17 protein-coding genes and 2 tRNA genes are annotated in these 15927 nt (G+C 54.1%); 5 read left to right on the plus strand and 14 right to left on the minus strand.

The window, feature by feature from the left end; genetic code table 11:
* Window positions 1-12: 12 nt before the first annotated feature.
* Together rimP and VZP09_RS17925 are read right to left on the minus strand one after the other, a co-directional pair.
* Window positions 13-465 (minus strand): ribosome maturation factor RimP, encoded by a 453-nt coding sequence (gene rimP, locus VZP09_RS17920; protein WP_002918364.1) that lies wholly within the window; start codon window positions 463-465, stop codon window positions 13-15.
* 208 nt (window positions 466-673) lie between these two features.
* A tRNA-Met gene (locus VZP09_RS17925) sits at window positions 674-750 on the minus strand.
* Between the two features lie 307 nt (window positions 751-1057).
* On the opposite strand from VZP09_RS17925, the gene argG reads away from it, so the two are divergent.
* The 3 genes from argG to VZP09_RS17940 all read left to right on the plus strand — a co-directional run bounded on the left by argG (window position 1058) and on the right by VZP09_RS17940 (window position 4093).
* Window positions 1058-2401, plus strand: a complete 1344-nt coding sequence (gene argG, locus VZP09_RS17930) for an argininosuccinate synthase (protein WP_328795318.1) — start codon at window positions 1058-1060, stop codon at window positions 2399-2401.
* Between the two features lie 169 nt (window positions 2402-2570).
* Window positions 2571-3200, plus strand: coding sequence for a winged helix-turn-helix transcriptional regulator (locus VZP09_RS17935; RefSeq protein WP_004185827.1), 630 nt, complete (start codon window positions 2571-2573; stop codon window positions 3198-3200).
* Window positions 3201-3541: 341 nt separating this feature from the next.
* On the plus strand, window positions 3542-4093 hold the full coding sequence (locus VZP09_RS17940) for a YfaZ family outer membrane protein (protein ID WP_032415624.1): 552 nt from the start codon (window positions 3542-3544) through the stop codon (window positions 4091-4093).
* A 41-nt stretch (window positions 4094-4134) separates the two neighbouring features.
* Here VZP09_RS17940 and VZP09_RS17945 read toward each other — a convergent pair whose 3' ends face one another.
* From VZP09_RS17945 to rlmE, 7 genes are all read right to left on the minus strand, one after another.
* The gene (locus VZP09_RS17945; RefSeq protein WP_014906872.1) at window positions 4135-4383 is read right to left on the minus strand and encodes a hypothetical protein; all 249 of its coding nucleotides are present in this window, start codon (window positions 4381-4383) and stop codon (window positions 4135-4137) included.
* 297 nt (window positions 4384-4680) lie between these two features.
* Window positions 4681-4767: transfer RNA gene (locus VZP09_RS17950), tRNA-Leu, on the minus strand.
* Between the two features lie 9 nt (window positions 4768-4776).
* A complete protein-coding gene (gene secG / locus VZP09_RS17955; protein WP_002918369.1) occupies window positions 4777-5106 on the minus strand; it encodes a preprotein translocase subunit SecG in 330 nt (109 codons plus the stop codon).
* A gap of 229 nt (window positions 5107-5335) precedes the next feature.
* Window positions 5336-6673 carry a phosphoglucosamine mutase gene (gene glmM, locus VZP09_RS17960; protein WP_023280604.1) on the minus strand — a complete coding sequence of 446 codons (1338 nt, stop codon included), beginning with the start codon at window positions 6671-6673 and terminating at the stop codon, window positions 5336-5338.
* Entirely contained in the window at window positions 6666-7514 is an 849-nt protein-coding gene (folP, locus tag VZP09_RS17965; protein WP_328795320.1) for a dihydropteroate synthase, read from the minus strand. Before folP ends, glmM begins: the two co-directional genes overlap by 8 nt.
* A gap of 93 nt (window positions 7515-7607) precedes the next feature.
* Window positions 7608-9542, minus strand: coding sequence for an ATP-dependent zinc metalloprotease FtsH (gene ftsH, locus VZP09_RS17970; RefSeq protein WP_002918372.1), 1935 nt, complete (start codon window positions 9540-9542; stop codon window positions 7608-7610).
* A gap of 99 nt (window positions 9543-9641) precedes the next feature.
* On the minus strand, window positions 9642-10271 hold the full coding sequence (rlmE, locus tag VZP09_RS17975; protein ID WP_002918373.1) for a 23S rRNA (uridine(2552)-2'-O)-methyltransferase RlmE: 630 nt from the start codon (window positions 10269-10271) through the stop codon (window positions 9642-9644).
* Between the two features lie 123 nt (window positions 10272-10394).
* On the opposite strand from rlmE, the gene yhbY reads away from it, so the two are divergent.
* On the plus strand, window positions 10395-10688 hold the full coding sequence (gene yhbY / locus VZP09_RS17980) for a ribosome assembly RNA-binding protein YhbY (RefSeq protein ID WP_002918374.1): 294 nt from the start codon (window positions 10395-10397) through the stop codon (window positions 10686-10688).
* A gap of 152 nt (window positions 10689-10840) precedes the next feature.
* Here the strand turns inward: yhbY and greA are convergent, their stop codons facing one another.
* Window positions 10841-11317: a transcription elongation factor GreA gene (gene greA / locus VZP09_RS17985; protein ID WP_002918375.1), complete on the minus strand. Its 477-nt coding sequence runs from the start codon at window positions 11315-11317 to the stop codon at window positions 10841-10843.
* A 235-nt stretch (window positions 11318-11552) separates the two neighbouring features.
* Here greA and dacB point away from each other — a divergent pair, with 235 nt between their 5' ends.
* Window positions 11553-12986 (plus strand): serine-type D-Ala-D-Ala carboxypeptidase, encoded by a 1434-nt coding sequence (gene dacB, locus VZP09_RS17990; RefSeq protein WP_004149937.1) that lies wholly within the window; start codon window positions 11553-11555, stop codon window positions 12984-12986.
* A gap of 51 nt (window positions 12987-13037) precedes the next feature.
* On the opposite strand, the gene cgtA is transcribed toward dacB, so the two are convergent.
* The 4 genes from cgtA to rplU form a co-directional block, all read right to left on the minus strand.
* On the minus strand, window positions 13038-14216 hold the full coding sequence (gene cgtA, locus VZP09_RS17995) for an Obg family GTPase CgtA (RefSeq protein WP_032415626.1): 1179 nt from the start codon (window positions 14214-14216) through the stop codon (window positions 13038-13040).
* A gap of 15 nt (window positions 14217-14231) precedes the next feature.
* The gene (locus tag VZP09_RS18000) at window positions 14232-15197 is read right to left on the minus strand and encodes a DMT family transporter (protein ID WP_004149938.1); all 966 of its coding nucleotides are present in this window, start codon (window positions 15195-15197) and stop codon (window positions 14232-14234) included.
* 93 nt (window positions 15198-15290) lie between these two features.
* Window positions 15291-15548, minus strand: coding sequence for a 50S ribosomal protein L27 (gene rpmA, locus VZP09_RS18005; protein WP_002434222.1), 258 nt, complete (start codon window positions 15546-15548; stop codon window positions 15291-15293).
* 20 nt (window positions 15549-15568) lie between these two features.
* Complete coding sequence (gene rplU, locus VZP09_RS18010) at window positions 15569-15880, minus strand: 50S ribosomal protein L21 (protein ID WP_002918379.1); 312 nt, start codon at window positions 15878-15880, stop codon at window positions 15569-15571.
* Window positions 15881-15927 lie beyond the last annotated feature (47 nt).

The raw sequence follows: 15927 nt of genomic DNA on the forward strand, positions 1-15927 counted from the left end.
CAATCCAGACTGTTAAAAGTGGGGAACCAGGTTCGCCTTCTGGATGTTACTCAGCGCGAACACTTCATCTTTGCCTTCGACGGTTACCGTGATCATCTCACCGTCTACCGCTTTGATAATGCCCTGCCATTTGCGGCGGTTCTGAACCGCCATGCGCAGCACCAGCGCAACTTCTTCGCCGGTGAAACGTTGATAGTGTTCGGCGGTGAACATCGGACGGTCAAGACCAGGCGAAGAGACTTCCAGGTTGTAAGCGACAGTGATCGGGTCTTCGACATCCATGACGGCGCTTACCTGGTGGCTCACATCAGCACAATCATCAACGTTGATGCCATCTTCACTATCAATATAGATGCGCAGTGTGGATGTGCGACCGCGAATAAATTCGATGCCGACCAGCTCAAAGCCAAGCGCTTCAACCGGCGCAGTGAGCATCTCTGTCAATTTTTGCTCTAATGTGGACAAACCCACCCCCAAGACATAAAAAAAGGGCGTATAGCCCAGTTATTCTGAAGTCAGATAACAAAAAACCCCGATAAATCGGGGCTTTAGATAACTGAACCCTGAGATCGCCATGGCGATCTGGAACACCTTCCGCAAGAATTCTTTCAAATTCGGCTACGAAGGACACCTAGTCCTCACAGTATATTTGAAAAAGTACTTAATGGGAAAGTGGTTGCGGGGGCCGGATTTGAACCGACGACCTTCGGGTTATGAGCCCGACGAGCTACCAGGCTGCTCCACCCCGCGCCTGAAACGTGGCATATTTTACTCTTTTTGAGCAAAAGACGCAAATACTGCTGGGATTTGGTACCGAAGACGGGACATAAAATCGAGATGAATTGTAACGGCGATTAGTATATTTTGTCAACATGCTTTTTAGCGTCCCCGATTGCCGTTTGTGCTGGTATTTCAGGCTTTTTTAGCAAAAAGATGATGAAGCACTTCCTGTCGCCAGTAAAAGATGGTTAAATGAATACTCACAATTAATGCATAAAAATGCAGTTAAGGTTGTTGGGTCGAACTCACCACAGTCTATCGAGCAGGGTTTTATTTTATGACGACGATTCTCAAGCATCTCCCGGTTGGTCAACGTATTGGTATCGCTTTCTCTGGTGGACTGGATACCAGCGCCGCGCTGTTATGGATGCGCAAAAAAGGCGCCGTGCCTTATGCATATACCGCTAACCTGGGTCAACCGGACGAAGACGACTACGATGCTATCCCGCGCCGCGCGAAAGAGTACGGCGCTGAAGGCGCCCGTCTGATCGACTGCCGCAAACAGCTGGTCGCAGAAGGGATCGCCGCGATTCAGTGTGGCGCTTTCCATAACACCACCGGTGGGTTGACCTACTTCAACACCACGCCGCTAGGCCGCGCGGTCACCGGCACCATGCTGGTGGCGGCGATGAAAGAAGACGGCGTTAACATTTGGGGCGATGGCAGCACCTATAAAGGCAACGATATCGAACGTTTCTATCGTTACGGCCTGCTGACCAACGCTGAACTGCAGATTTACAAACCGTGGCTGGACAGCGACTTTATCAATGAGCTCGGCGGTCGTCACGAAATGTCCGAATTTATGATCGCCTGCGGCTTTGATTACAAGATGTCGGTCGAGAAAGCCTACTCCACCGACTCCAATATGCTCGGCGCGACCCATGAAGCGAAAGATCTCGAATTCCTGAACTCCAGCGTCAAGATCGTCAACCCGATTATGGGCGTGAAGTTCTGGGACGAAAACGTGAAGATCCCTGCGGAAGAGGTCACCGTACGCTTTGAGCAGGGCCATCCGGTGGCGCTGAATGGTAAAACCTTTGCCGATGACGTCGAGATGATGCTGGAAGCCAACCGCATCGGCGGTCGTCACGGCCTGGGCATGAGCGACCAGATTGAAAACCGGATTATCGAAGCGAAAAGCCGCGGCATTTATGAAGCTCCGGGGATGGCGCTGCTGCATATTGCCTACGAGCGTTTGCTGACCGGTATCCATAACGAAGATACGATTGAGCAATATCACGCCCACGGTCGCCAGTTGGGCCGCCTGCTGTATCAGGGCCGCTGGTTTGATTCCCAGGCGCTGATGCTGCGTGATTCGCTGCAGCGCTGGGTCGCCAGCCAGATCACCGGCGAAGTCACCCTCGAACTGCGTCGCGGTAACGACTACTCGATCCTTAATACGGTATCAGACAACCTGACCTATAAAGCGGAGCGTCTGACCATGGAAAAAGGCGATTCCATGTTTACTGCCGCAGACCGTATCGGCCAGCTGACCATGCGTAATCTGGACATCACCGATACCCGCGAGAAGCTGTTCGGCTATGCCCAGTCTGGCCTGCTGAGCGCCTCCTCGGCAACCGGTTTACCGCAGGTTGAAAATCTGGAAAACAAAGGCAAATAATCGCCTGACAATGTTGCTTTCCGCCGGCGGCTCACCGCCGGCTTTTTATTTTGAATGACCCACCAACGTAAAAAAAATGCCATGACGCATTTTTTCCTTATCGCCAGACCAGCAAAACTGTTGACTATAATAGCCTCAATTGATTAATTCATATCTGGTGATACACATCATGAATATTAAACCGCCGATCAGGCCGCAAAAGACCATTGACCGACTGATCGATGTACTTGAGCCACACGCGACACCCGTTAACGCAATCGCCAGAAAAAGACTGACATGGGAATATAAAGGCAAAACCCAGCTCTTTATTTTTAAAAAAGGCGAGCTGTCGATTATTCGTAATTCCGACAGGCTACTGATGGTGACCGTCTATGAGCCGCATCTTTTCGGCGTGGCGGAAATGCTGCAGCCCAGCCGCAGCCACAGCCTGCGAGCCGAGGTATCATGCGAACTGCTACGGATCGACTATGACCTGGCTTCGGCGCTTTTTCGTCAGCATAACCTATGGGAAGAGGTGACCAGCCTGTTGGCTTATCATACCTCGTATATGGTGTATCGTGACGATCTGGTCCTGCAGCAGCGTACCTATTCGGTCATCCGTAACCATCTGCTGGAGATGATGCTATTAAGCGAAGAGACCCGACAGCGGGTATCTATTCTTGAGTATATTCAGGACAGGACCCTTCTGTCGCGTAGCAGTATTCTCAATGTATTGTCAGCATTAAAGAAAGGCGGTTATATTACCTTTGCCCGCGGCGGTTATTTACAAAATATCGTCTCACTTCCTGAAAAATTCTGACCCGCACTCCTCCTATCATTTATTGTTATTTGCTGCAGCGGGGAAGATGTTTAAATTTAAACCAATAACCGTTACCGCTAAAAGAACAAAAATTTTATGCTAAGCGCCTGGGTTTCCCGGAAGACAATCTATTACTGAGTTCGCCAGCAGACGACCACAAACGGCGTTAACCGCCGGGTCTGCACCGGCTCAGGATATGCCAGCGGAAATCGGCCAGACGTGTGCGGCGGTAGCGAGAGTTGCCCCCTCGCCTGCCGCGACCATAACAATGAGATGCACGAACCCGTTAATTATGCCCGAACGCCCATATCGGGCTTTTTTTTATCTGAAGGAATTTAATAATGAAGTCTATTGCTGCAAAAATGGTTGCCGTAACGATCGCTTTGGGAGCCAGCAGCGCTGCCTGCGCAGCCGTTAACCTGCATGGAGAAGCTGGCGCCGAGTTTACCAATCTGTCCGCCAGCTTTGGCGCCGGGGAACCGGGTATGACGTTCAGTTCTCAGTGGGCCCATAGCGACAACGACGGAGATAGTGTAGGACTGGGAATGGGTTATAACTTTAACCTTGGCCCTTTTCTGATGACCCTGGGCGGTAAGGCGGTCTATCTGAATCCAAAAGATGGTGATGAAGGTTACGCCATCGCCGCCGGTGGTGGCGCTGAACTCCCCCTTGGTCAGTATTTCACGCTTTTCGGCGAGGGCTATTACTCACCGGACTCAATGTCCAGCGGCGTTGAGGATTATGTGGAGGCCAATGCCGGGGTACGCCTTAACGTGCTCCCATCTCTGAATATCGAAGCTGGCTATCGCTATATTGATATGGCAGGGAAAGAGGGCAATCGCGATAACACCCTGGCCGACGGCGCTTACGCCGGGGTTAACTTCCGCTTTTAACTCTTCACAGGGATTGCCGGTCAGCAGTCCCTGTTTCATTCTCAGCTGGTCAGCGGCACGCTTTTCAGTACGCGGTTGATCTCTTGTAGGCCCGCAACATTATTCTCTTTGCGGTAAACCTCATTCATGGACGCCATCTGCTCCAGGCGGGTCAGGGCGCCATACACTTTATACGCCTCGCTGTGTCTGTCGAACACATCGCGGCGCTCCACGTCCTGCAGATAATGACTTTTCAACGAATGGTTAAGGCGACTAATCAGTGCCGTATTGTCCTGGAAATAGCGCCTCACCGCCTGGGCATGATTCGCTGTAGTCCCAGACTCACTGGGCGATACCGGTACGGTTAGCGCATTAATCATCTCCACTGTTTGGGAGGGCGATGTTGAACTGCACCCAGCTAAACCGAGCACGCCGGCGACGATAAGCAACCCGATCTTGTTCATTGTGTCACTTCACCTCTGTTAATTTGACGAGGCGACTTTAACGACAGTAAAAGGAGGCAACCAGCGAAGAGATGTTTATAAATAAATGTCCAGCGGGGACAAAAACAAAAAAAGACGCTTTTCAGCGTCTTTTTTCTGGAATATTGGTACCGAGGATGGGACTCGAACCCACAAGCCCGTTAGGGCACTACCACCTCAAGGTAGCGTGTCTACCAATTCCACCACCTCGGTACAGAATACTTAGTGCGGGATATCGCTGGTCGGCTGAGCCGGCGCAGTTGGCTGAGTTTGCTCCGTTTTCGGCGCGCTCAGATTATCCCACTCACTTCCTTTACTGGTCTTGTTGCTGTTGATATTACCCAGCGCCAGACTGATGATGAAGAACAGCGCAGCCAGGATGCCGGTCATACGGGTCATAAAGTTGCCAGAACCGCTGGACCCAAACAGTGTGCCGGAAGCGCCTGCACCGAAGGAGGCTCCCATATCAGCGCCTTTACCTTGCTGCAGCATAACCAGACCTACAAGGCCAATCGCTACAATAAGGAAAACAACCAAAAGAGCTTCGTACATAATCAACCTGTTCCTTGCGGATTCGCCGCATACCAAGTGCTTCGACCAATAAAGCGGGACGTTTTAACGTTTCCCACTGAAGCGGGTGTGAATACTAACCAAAGCGAATGACCTTCGCAAGGGCAATTTCGACACATTGTATCAACTGCAGAAAAAAACAGCAAAAAGCCAATTTTCGATCATAAAAAAGGCGGCAAGCGCCGCCTTTTTAACCACTTAGCCGGCAAAGCTAAACGCTTTTTACCGCCTCAGCGATGCGGTGCGCAAACTCGTGCACCTGATCTTCATGCTCGCCTTCCACCATCACGCGGATCAGCGGCTCCGTACCCGATTTACGCAGCAGGACACGGCCGCGTTTTCCTAACGCCGCCTCCACTTCCGCGGTCACCGCTTTGACGCGCTCATTCTCCAGCGGGTTACCGCTGCCCTCGGTAAAGCGGACATTCACCAGCAGTTGAGGGAACATTTTCATGCCGCTGCACAGGTCATGCAGGCTCATGTGGTTGCGGACCATCGCCGCGACCACCTGCAGGCTGGCAACAATGCCATCGCCGGTGGTGGTTTTATCCAGCAGGATCACATGGCCGGAGTTTTCCGCACCGATGCGCCAGCCTTTTTCCTGGAGCATCTCCAGTACATAGCGGTCACCGACCTTCGCGCGGGCAAACGGGATGCCTAACTGCTTGAGCGCCAGCTCCAGCCCCATATTACTCATCAGCGTGCCGACGGCGCCGCCGCGCAGCTGCCCCTGACGCAATCCTTCCCGGGCTATGATATAGAGGATCTGGTCGCCATCGACTTTATTGCCTTCGTGGTCAACCATAATCACCCGATCGCCATCGCCGTCGTAGGCAATACCCAGATCGGCTTTTTCCGCCAGCACGCGCGCCTGCAGCGCCCGCACGTCAGTGGCGCCGACCTCTTCGTTGATGTTGAGACCGTCTGGCTCGCAGCCCATCGCGATAACCTGGGCTCCCAGCTCGCGGAAGACATTAGGGGCGATGTGATAGGTCGCGCCGTGCGCGCAATCCACCACCACTTTCAGCGTGCCCAGGCTCAGTTCGTTGGGAAAGGTACCCTTACAAAATTCAATGTAGCGCCCCGCCGCATCAACGATACGGCTGGCTTTGCCCAGCTCAGCCGAATCCACGCAGGTGAGCTCTTTCTCCATTTCGGCTTCAATCGCCTCTTCGACATCATCCGGCAGCTTGGTGCCCTCAATGGAGAAGAATTTAATGCCGTTGTCGTAGAAAGGGTTATGTGAAGCAGAGATAACAATCCCCGCCTCGGCGCGGAAGGCGCGCGTCAGGTAGGCGATGGCCGGTGTCGGCATAGGCCCGGTGAACGACGCAGAGAGCCCCGCTGCCGCCAGTCCAGCTTCCAGCGCCGATTCCAGCATATAGCCCGAAATACGGGTATCCTTGCCGATGATAATTTTACGCGAACCGTGACGCGCTAACACTTTGCCCGCCGCCCAGCCCAGCTTGAGCACAAACTCCGGAGTGATCGGCGCATCGCCGACGCGGCCACGAATACCATCGGTGCCAAAATACTTGCGGTTACTCATAACGTTTTTTTCCCTTAGCGGCGAGGGTGGCTTCCACCACGCGCAGCGCTTCTACCGTTTCTTTGACATCATGGACGCGGATAATCTGCGCGCCCTGCATTGCTGCAATGACGGCACACGCCAGGCTGCCGTTCAGCCGCTCCGACGGCCCGACGTTCAGCAACTGACCTACCATCGACTTACGTGACATACCGACCAGCAGCGGCAGACCAAAGTGATGAAACTCCCCAAGCCTGGCCAACAGTTGGTAATTGTGGGAGAGATTTTTACCGAAACCGAATCCCGGGTCGAGCAGCAATTTTTCTTTTGCGATCCNCGCCTGTTCGCAGCGCACAATGTGCTCATTAAAAAAACGCTCAACATCGGCGAAGACGTCCTCATACTTCGGCGCCTCCTGCATGGTTTTTGGTTGTCCCTGCATATGCATCAGACACACTGGCAGTCCGGTTTCCGCGGCAGCCTGCAGCGCGCCGGGCTCGGTCAGCGAACGAATATCGTTGATGATATGCGCCCCGGCCCTGGCCGATTGGCGAATAACCTCCGCCTTGGAGGTATCCACTGAGATCCATACCTCAAAGCGCTGGGCAATGGCTTCAACCACCGGTATCACCCGCGCAAGCTCCTCTTCCACATTAACCTCAGCCGCCCCTGGCCGCGTCGATTCACCGCCGATATCAATGATGGTCGCGCCGGCGTTGATCATCAGATTGGCATGCTTCACCGCCTCAATCAGCGAATTATGGGCGCCGCCATCGGAGAAGGAGTCAGGCGTCACATTTAGAATACCCATCACGTGGGGGTGAGAGAGATCGAGGGTTGAGCCCTGGGCTACAAGTTTCATCACAAAATCCCTGAGACTGAAGAGGTTAAAAAAGAAAAACCCCGGAGCGGACGCCCGGGGTTTTAAGGTTAAACAAGCATCAACAGCGGTAGCTTACTTGTCGCCCAGCTGCTCTGACATGGTGTTGCCCGGGTTCGGCGTACGCGGTTCATCAACCGGACGCGGCGCACGAGGCGTGCCATTGTTGTCAGAGTTGTTAGAAGAACCAGGTTCTTCCCAACCCGCTGGCGGACGAACTTCGCGACGAGCCATCAGGTCGTCAATCTGCGGCGCATCGATGGTCTCATACTTCATGAGCGCATCTTTCATCGCGTGCAGAATGTCCATGTTGTCGTTCAGCAGCTGGCGAGCACGACCGTAGTTACGCTCAATCAGCGATTTCACTTCCTGGTCGATGATACGCGCGGTTTCATCGGACATATGCTTCGCTTTCGCGACGCTACGGCCGAGGAAGACTTCACCCTCTTCTTCCGCATACAGCAGCGGACCGAGTTTGTCGGAGAAGCCCCACTGGGTCACCATGTTACGCGCCAGGTTCGTCGCCACTTTAATATCGTTGGACGCACCGGTAGAAACATGTTCCGGACCGTAGATAATCTCTTCCGCCAGACGACCGCCGTACAGGGTGGAGATCTGGCTTTCCAGTTTCTGACGGCTGGCGCTGATTGCATCGCCTTCCGGCAGGAAGAAGGTCACACCCAGCGCACGACCGCGCGGGATAATCGTCACTTTGTGCACCGGATCGTGCTCCGGCACCAGGCGACCAATAATCGCGTGGCCCGCTTCATGATAAGCAGTAGACTCTTTCTGCGCTTCCGTCATCACCATGGAGCGACGTTCCGCACCCATCATGATTTTGTCTTTCGCTTTCTCGAACTCAACCATCGACACAACGCGTTTGTTGCCGCGGGCAGCAAACAGCGCCGCTTCGTTGACCAGGTTGGCCAGATCCGCACCGGAGAAGCCCGGGGTACCGCGCGCAATGATTGCCGCATCGATATCCGGCGCCAGCGGAACGCGACGCATATGCACTTTCAGGATCTGCTCACGACCGCGAACATCCGGCAGGCCAACCACCACCTGGCGGTCAAAACGGCCCGGACGCAACAGCGCGGGGTCAAGAACGTCCGGACGGTTAGTCGCCGCGATAACGATGATACCTTCGTTACCTTCGAAGCCGTCCATCTCAACCAGCATCTGGTTCAGGGTCTGCTCACGTTCATCGTGACCACCGCCCAGGCCTGCGCCACGCTGGCGGCCGACGGCGTCGATTTCATCGATGAAGATGATGCAAGGCGCGGCTTTCTTAGCCTGTTCGAACATGTCACGCACACGAGAAGCGCCCACACCGACGAACATTTCGACGAAGTCAGAACCGGAAATGGTAAAGAACGGAACCTTCGCTTCACCAGCGATCGCTTTCGCCAGCAGCGTTTTACCGGTACCCGGAGGGCCGACCATCAGGACGCCTTTCGGGATTTTACCGCCCAGTTTCTGGAAACGGCTCGGCTCACGCAGGTATTCTACCAGCTCGCCGACTTCCTCTTTCGCTTCGTCACACCCGGCAACGTCTGCAAAAGTGGTTTTGATCTGGTCTTCCGTCAACATACGGGCTTTGCTTTTGCCGAAGGACATCGCGCCCTTCCCGCCGCCGCCCTGCATTTGCCGCATAAAGAAGATCCAGACGCCGATCAGCAGCAGCATTGGGAACCAGGAGATGAAGATGGAAGCCAGCAGGCTCGGCTCTTCTGGTGGTTCGCCAACAACTTTGACGTTTTTAGTCAACAGGTTATCGAGCAGCTTCGGATCGTTAACCGGAATGTAAGTCGTGTAACGGTTACTATCTTTCTTGGTAACGTTGATCTCACGTCCGTTGATACGCGCTTCGCGAACCTGGTCCTGATTGACCTCTTGCAGGAAGGTAGAATAATCCACCTTGCGGCCATTCGACTCGCTGGGCCCAAAGCTCTGGAATACTGACATCAGCACAACGGCAATGACCAGCCAGAGTATTAGGTTTTTCGCCATGTCACTCAAGGGATTAACCTCTTATTACAACTGTGTTAAAAACAGCGTCAGGATACTCTATATCCAGTTTCTTTCAAACTTTCGTTTGAAATCTGCCGGTTATGGTTTACGCCCGGTCGCTACAATATACACTTCACGCGAACGAGCGCGGGAAGAGTCCGGCTTACGAACTTTGACCTTCGTAAACAGGGAGCGAATTTCTCGAAGATACTCATCGAAGCCTTCGCCCTGGAACACCTTCACTACAAAACTACCACCTGGCGCTAATACATCACGAGACATTTCAAGCGCCAGTTCTACCAGATACATAGCCCGGGGAATATCCACCGCCGGTGTTCCGCACATATTCGGCGCCATATCGGACATGACAACTTGGACTTTACTGTCGCCCACTCGCTCAAGTAACGCTTTCAGGACTAATTCATCACGAAAATCGCCCTGAAGGAAGTCCACACCAACGATTGGATCCATTGGTAAAAGATCGCAAGCGATGATGCGGCCGCTGTTGCCGATCTGCGTGACCGCATACTGCGACCAGCCACCGGGAGCAGCACCGAGGTCGACTACCGTCATCCCCGGCTTAAAAATTTTGTCACTTTGCTGTATTTCATCAAGTTTAAACCAGGCACGGGAACGTAACCCCTTTTTCTGTGCCTGTTGAACATATTTATCGCTAAAGTGTTCCTGAAGCCAGCGGCTTGAGCTGGCAGAACGCTTTTTACCTGTCATTTAACATTCCCGTTCGGGTTCATCGTACTTTACTGCGTAAAAATCGACGCGGTAGTTTGGCGATATATGGGAGATGGCGGTAGAATGACCCGTTTTCAATCCCAACGTAAGCAAAAAAATACGATGAATCTGAGTACTAAACAAAAACAGCACCTGAAAGGTCTGGCACATCCGCTCAAGCCGGTAGTTATGCTTGGCAACAATGGTTTGACCGAAGGGGTACTGGCCGAGATCGAACAAGCGTTAGGGCACCATGAACTCATCAAGGTGAAGATCGCCTCAGAAGATCGCGAAACAAAAGCCTTGATCGTGGAAGCCATCGTACGCGAAACCGGCGCCTGTAACGTACAGGTCATCGGTAAAACGCTGGTTCTGTACCGCCCAACGCCAGAGCGTAAAATCTCGCTGCCACGCTAAGAATATCCTGAATCTCGACACAACTTTGTGTAAAACGAGGGATTTCTGCGGCCAGGCGAGCAAAATGCCATGCTCCTGACGTTGATAAAAGGCCGCTATGCGGCCTTTTTCCTTTCTTTACAATCTATAAACATCGTAGCGGGAAATACGCCTTACAGGTATTCAACCTTGGTAATTTCGTATTCCACTTCCCCACCCGGGGTACGGATAGTCACGACGTCATCCTGCTCTTTGCCGATCAGACCGCGAGCGATCGGCGAGTTCACGGAGATCAGATTCTGCTTAAAATCAGCTTCGTCATCGCCCACGATGCGGTAGGTCTGTTCCTCGTCGGTATCGAGGTTCAGCACGCTGACGGTAGAACCAAAAATCACCCGGCCGTTGTTCGGCATTTTGGTGATATCGATAACCTGCGCGTTAGACAGCTTCGCTTCGATATCCTTGATACGCCCCTCGCAGAAACCCTGCTGCTCACGCGCGGCGTGATACTCGGCATTCTCTTTCAGATCGCCGTGTTCACGGGCCTCAGCAATAGCGGCAATGATTTCAGGACGACGCACAGACTTCAGATAATCCAGTTCTTCGCGCAGTTTTTCAGCGCCACGTAAGGTCATCGGAATCGCTTGCATTAGTTATACCTCTTTATCATTCCTTCAGGGAACGGATAGCTCCGCTCCGCCACCTGTCCTGCCCACGGGCAGGACACGAGCAAAAAGAAACCGACCCGGGAAACACTCCCCAGGTCAGCAGCAATTTTTCATTTGATGGGTATTTTACCCCGAAGTTCATTATGGGTCATCGTTTACTTTACTGGGCGTTGCACCGTAGTATGACGGCCTGGCTTCAGGTTGTTAGCGCGAGATTATGCGATTTCCCAGATTTATCATCGGATTGACCGCCGGTATAGCGCTTAGCGCTCAGGCGGCGAATATTGACGAGTACATCAACCAGCTTCCCGCCGGTGCGAACCTTGCCTTTATGGCGCAAAAGGTCGGCGCATCGACGCCGGAAATCGACTATCACAGCCAGCAAATGGCGCTCCCGGCCAGTACGCAAAAGGTCATCACCGCGTTGGCGGCACTGCTGCAACTGGGGCCCGATTTTCGCTTTACCACCACGCTGGAAACCAAAGGTTCCCTTGACGGCGGCGTGCTGAAAGGCGACCTGATTGCACGCTTCGGCGGCGATCCGACGCTTAAACGGCAGGATATTCGCAATATGGTGGCGACGCTGAAAAAAGCCGGCGTGCAGCGTATCGAAGGCAATGTGCTCATCGATACGTCGGTCTTCGCCAGCCATGACAAAGCGCCCGGCTGGCCGTGGAACGACCTGACGCAGTGCTTCAGCGCCCCGCCGGCGGCGGCGATTGTCGACCGTAACTGCTTCTCTGTCTCGCTGTATAGCGCGCAGAAACCGGGCGATGTCGCCTTCATTCGCGTTGCATCCTATTATCCGGTCACCATGTTCAGCCAGGTGCGAACGCTGGCGCGTGGCTCATCGGAAGCGCAGTATTGCGAGCTCGACGTGGTGCCGGGCGATCTCAATCGCTATACTCTCACCGGCTGCCTGCCGCAGCGTAGCGAGCCGCTGCCTCTGGCCTTCGCCATTCAGGATGGCGCCAGCTATGCCGGAGCGATCCTCAAAGCCGAGCTGGCCCAGGCGGGGATCACCTACAGCGGCACGCTGCTGCGCCAGACGCTGGCCAATGAGCCCGGCACCGTGCTGGCAACCAGCCAGTCGGCTCCGCTGCACGATCTGCTGCGGATCATGCTGAAGAAGTCAGACAACATGATTGCCGACACCGTCTTTCGCACCATCGGCCACGCCCGGTTCGGCGTACCTGGCACCTGGCGGGCGGGCTCCGATGCCGTACGGCAGATCCTGCGTCAACAGGCTGGGGTCGATCTCGGCAATACTATCATCGCCGACGGCTCTGGCCTGTCGCGCCACAACCTGATCGCCCCGGCGACCATGATGCAGGTGCTGCAGTATATCGCCCAGCACGATACCGAGCTCAACTTCATCTCCATGCTGCCGCTGGCGGGCCATGACGGATCGCTGCAGTATCGCGCCGGTCTTCATCAGGCGGGCGTCGATGGTAAAGTTTCGGCGAAAACCGGGTCGCTCCAGGGGGTTTATAACCTCGCAGGCTTCATCACTACCGCCAGCGGACAAAAGGTGGCCTTCGTGCAATATCTCTCCGGATACGCCGTGGAGCCAGCTGATCAGCGCAATCGCCGCATCCCACTGGTCCGCTTTGAAAGCCGCTTGTATAAAGATTTGTACCAGAACAATTAAAACAAAAGGGCCGCATCAGATGCGGCCCTTTTTGATCCAGAGAAGTCAGGATTAGCGTTTGTAGATGAATTCGACGCCTTCTTCGTCGTCCTCATCCCAGTCGTCATCCCAGTCTTCGTCATCTTCTGCTTCGGCTTCGGCCTCTTCAAGCTGCTGACGGTGATAGTCGTCCCACATAAACTCGACTTTCTCCGGCTTCTGCTCTTCTTCCGCCTGCACGATCGGGTTTTCGATGATGAAGGTCATCACGTCCCAGCACAGCTCTTTCACGCCCTGCTGGCTAGCCGCGGAGATCAGGTAGAATTTCTCTTCCCAACCCAGCGCTTCGGCAATCGCTTTGGCTTTGGCTTCGGCTTCGGACTTGTCCATCAGGTCAATCTTGTTGAAAACTAACCAGCGTGGTTTGGAGGCTAGCTTCTCGCTGTATTTCTCCAGCTCGCCGATGATAATGCGCGCATTCTCAACCGGATCGGAGCCGTCGATCGGATCGATATCGATGAGGTGCAGCAGTACGCGGCAGCGCTCGAGGTGCTTGAGGAAGCGGATACCGAGGCCAGCCCCTTCCGCTGCGCCTTCAATCAGCCCCGGGATATCGGCAACTACGAAGCTCTTTTCATTGTCCATACGCACCACGCCCAGGCTTGGCACCAGGGTGGTAAACGGATAGTCAGCCACTTTCGGCTTGGCGGCGGAGACCGCACGGATGAAGGTGGATTTGCCGGCGTTCGGCATGCCCAGCATCCCGACATCGGCCAACAGCATCAGCTCCAGCTGCAGGTCGCGTTTATCACCCGGGGTACCCATGGTTTTCTGACGCGGCGTACGGTTAACGGACGATTTGAAACGGGTGTTGCCCAAACCGTGCCAGCCGCCTTTCGCCACCATCAGACGCTGACCGTGTTTGGTCATATCGCCCATGGTCTCGCCGGTGCCCTGATCGATAACCCGGGTGCCGACCGGCACTTTTACCGTCACGTCTTTACCGCGCTTACCGGTACAGTCGCGGCTTTGACCATTCTGCCCACGTTCGGCGCGGAACGATTTTTCAAAACGGTAGTCGATCAGGGTGTTCAGGTTCTCGTCCGCTTCCAGCCAGACATCGCCGCCATCGCCGCCATCGCCGCCATCCGGACCGCCTTTCGGAATATACTTTTCGCGGCGGAAGCTTACGCAACCATTGCCGCCGTCACCTGCTACGACCAGGATCGTTGCTTCATCTACAAACTTCATTTTACTCTCCGTAAATCATTCGCCTGAGCGGGGCAGCGGTACTACCGCCTCTCGCTTACGCCAACGTCCCCAAAGACGATGACCGATGGCGGAATACATCGCGCCCGCAACCACGACAAACGCACCGAGATAACCAATCAGGTTTAACATCGGTCTGGCGAAAACATCGGGCCAGGCCATTGATAATAAATCAGAAAACAGTAGCGTAAACAGTGGCGTCAAGGTGATTAACGCGCTGACCTGCGCCGCCTGCCAGCGCGCCATGGCTTCCGCCAGCGCCCCGTAGCCGACCAGGGTATTCAGCCCGCAAAAAATCAGGCATGCCAGTTGCCAGCTGCTTAACCGGGAAATCACTCCGGGCTCAGCAAGTGGCAGTAATGCAATCGTACACAAAGTGTACAGCAAAAATAGTATCTGCTGTGATGCCAGACGGCGCAATAACACCTTTTGCGCGACGCCGTAGCTTACCCACACCGTAGCGGCAGCAACGCCGAAAATTACCCCCCACGTGTAGTCCGTCAGGCGGGTAAAGATTTCAATCAGACTGGTATTGAAGAACATCACCAGCCCGCTGAGCAGCATCAACGCGCCCACCACCTGGGTGCCGCGCATGCGCTCTTTCAGAATTACGACGCTAGCCACCATCATCCCCACCGGCGATAGCTGGCCGATGACCTGAGAAGCCGTGGGGCTGAGGTATTGCAGGGAAGAACTAAACAGGATGAAGTTACCGAACAGACCGCCGGTGGCAATCGCTAATAACACCAGCCAGCGCGGCTTGCGAAAAATTCGCATCGGCGGCAGTTTGCCTTTGATCGCGAGGATCGCGCCAAGCCCAATGCTGGCCATCAGGAAGCGATAAAAGACCACCGTAGGCGGCGCCATCACCTCGAGAACCTGTTTCATTGCAATCGGCAACGCTCCCCAACACATTGCGGTGGTAAGCGCCAGAATAATGCCAATCCCAGCCTGCTGCTTCATGCCTGTTTCCCTGCAAAAATTTTCCGGTAGACGAATGTAAAAAGCCCCGCAACGTGTTGCGGGGCTTTCATCCGTTACCGGGACGCGAAAAACTTATTCAGCAACGATGCTGATGAATTTACGGTTTTTCGGGCCTTTAACTTCGAACTTGACTTTACCGTCAGTCAAAGCGAACAGAGTGTGGTCACGGCCGCAACCAACGTTGGTACCAGCGTGGAATTTAGTACCACGTTGACGAACGATGATGCTACCTGCCAGAACTGCTTCACCGCCGAAACGTTTTACGCCCAGACGTTTAGCTTCTGAATCGCGACCGTTACGAGTCGAGCCGCCAGCCTTTTTATGTGCCATTTAAATCTACTCCTCAGGTCTTAGGCGCTGATGCCAGTGATTTTCACATCAGTGAACCACTGACGATGGCCCTGCTGCTTACGATAGTGTTTACGACGACGAAACTTAACGATTTTAACTTTCTCGCCACGACCGTGAGCAACAACTTCAGCTTTGATTACGCCGCCCTCAACGAAAGGAACGCCGATCTTGATTTCTTCACCGTTTGCGATCATCAGCACTTCAGCGAATTCAACAGCTTCGCCAGTTGCGATGTCCAGCTTTTCCAGGCGAACGGTCTGACCTTCGCTTACTCGGTGTTGTTTACCACCACTTTGGAAAACCGCGTACATATAAAACTCCGCTTCCGCGCACCTCTTTATGTGATTCAGAGTGCGCT

Origin of the sequence: Klebsiella sp. EMBS2024 (genome assembly GCF_036233805.1) — a bacterium.
GTDB classification, from domain to species: Bacteria; Pseudomonadota; Gammaproteobacteria; order Enterobacterales; family Enterobacteriaceae; genus Klebsiella; species Klebsiella pneumoniae.